This window comes from Actinosynnema sp. (genome assembly GCF_052038725.1).
The window spans coordinates 1-2,050 of record NZ_JBQGCX010000942.1 but is presented as its reverse complement, the minus strand read 5'-3'; the positions used below and the strand labels follow the sequence as shown (position 1 = coordinate 2,050).

Annotated in this window: 1 protein-coding gene; it reads left to right on the top strand. The window is 78.7% G+C overall.

Going from position 1 to position 2,050, the window contains the following annotated elements:
- Positions 1-2,050: acyltransferase domain-containing protein (locus tag ACTUAL_RS19980; RefSeq protein ID WP_440901317.1), on the top strand; the 2,050-nt coding region annotated here is incomplete at both ends.

Below are 2,050 nucleotides of genomic sequence, written 5' to 3'. Positions count from 1 at the left end.
TTGCACGCGCGCCTGGTCGACCAGCCGCGCTGGACCCCCGCGGACGTGGCCGCCTCGTTGGCCGCCCGCACCGGGTTCGAGCGCCGCACCGCCGTCGTCGGCCGCGACCGCGCCGAGCTGCTGCGGAACCTGCGCGACCTGGCCGTGCGCGAGGCCGATCCGGCGGCGCGCCGCGTCGTGCTGCTGTTCCCCGCCGAGGGCGGGCACTGGCCGGGCCTGGGCCGGGAGCTGCTGCGCGTCAGCCCGGTGTTCGCCGACGCGCTCGCCGAGTGCGACGCGGCCCTGTCCGAGCACCAGGACTGGTCGGTGCTGCGGGTGCTGCGCGAGGCGGGCCCGCTGACCGGGTCGGACGTGGCGCAGCCGGCGCTGTTCGCGTTCCAGGTGGCGCTGGCCCGGTTGTGTGAGCACCACGGGGTGTCCCCGGCGGCGGTCGTGGGCTGCGGCGAGGGCGAGGTGGTGGCGGCGCACGTCGCGGGCGCGCTCGACCTGGCGCAGGCGGCGCGGGTGGTGTGCCTGCGCGCCCAGGTGTTCGCGGGCTCGCTCGGCGGGCGCGACGCGCACACCGGGCACGTGGAGCGGGTGCACGAGGAGCTGGTGGGGCTGCTCGCGGACGTGCGGCCGGGTGCGGGCGCGATCCCGTTCTGCTCCACGGTCACCGGCGGGGTGCTGGACACCTCGGAGCTGGACGCCGAGCACTGGTACGCCACCCTGCGCGACCCGGTGCTGCTGGACCAGGCGCTGCTGGCGCTGCGCGCGGAGGGCCTGGGGACGGTGGTCGAGGTCGGCCCGCACCCGGCGCACCCGGACGTCGCGCTGGGCGCGCTGCGCCGGGGCGCGGACGACGCGGTCGCGTTCGCCGAGGCGCTGGCCGAGGTGTGGGCGGGCGGCACGCCGGTGCTGTGGCGCAACCGGGGCGGGCACGTCGACCTGCCCACCTACGCGTTCCAGCACCGGAGGTTCTGGCGCGGCCCCGGTTCCGCCGGGCTGCCGGTCACCGAGGGCGAGCCGGACCCGCACACCCTGGTGCCGCACCTGGTCGCGGCCACGCTCAAGCGCGGCGCGGCCGGGATCGACGGGCACCGCACGTTCCGGGAGCTGGGGTTCACCTCGGCGGAGGCGGTGCAGCTGCTCGACCACCTGATGGCGACCACCGGTCTGCGGCTGCCCGCGACGGTCGTCTACGACCACCCGACGCCGTCCGCGCTGGCGGACCACCTGACCGTGCTGCTGAGCGGGGGCGCGCAGGCCGACGAGCGGGCCGAGAGCGCGCCGCCGGGGCTGGAACCCGTTGTGGTGGTGGGGTCCGCGTGCCGGTTGCCCGGCGGGGTCGGCACGCCGGAGGCGCTGTGGGAGCGGCTGGTCGCGGGTGAGCCGCCCGCCGCCGGGGGGGTGGGCGCGACGCGGTTCGACGCCGCGTTCTTCGACCTGGCGCCGGAGGCCGCCGCCGAGGTCGACGAGGGCGAGCGGCTGCTGCTGGAGACCGCGTGGGAGGCCCTGGAGCGGGCCGGGATCAACCCGCGCGCGCTGCGCGGCACCGCGACCGGGGTGTTCACCTGCGGCCGGTCGCCGGGCCGGGTGGTGCGGGCGCTGGCCCTGGAGGGGCCGTCGATCGGCGTGGCGGACGGGGCGGAGCTGGTGGCGGCGCACCTGGCCGCGCAGTCGCTGCGCTCCGGGGAGTCGGTGCTGGCGCTGGTCGGCGGGGTCGACGCGGACGGCCGGACCGGCGTGCTCGTGCTGGAGCGGCTGGCGGACGCGACGCGCAACGACCGCCGCCCGCTGGTGGTGGTGCGCGGGTCGGCGGTGAACTCCGACGGGGCCGGGAGCGCCGCGGTCCCGGCGCGGCGGCGGGTGGTGCTGCGGGCGCTGGAGTCGGCCGGGCTCACCGAGGAGCAGGCGCCCGCGCGCGCCGGCTTCGACGGGCGGATCACCGGGATCGTCCTGGTGGCGCAGGCGATGCGGCACGGGCTGCTGCCGCCGTCCGGCGACCGGCCGGACCTGGAGCGGTGGCCGGAACCGCGTCGGGTCGGGCTGTCCGCGTTCGGCTCGGGGG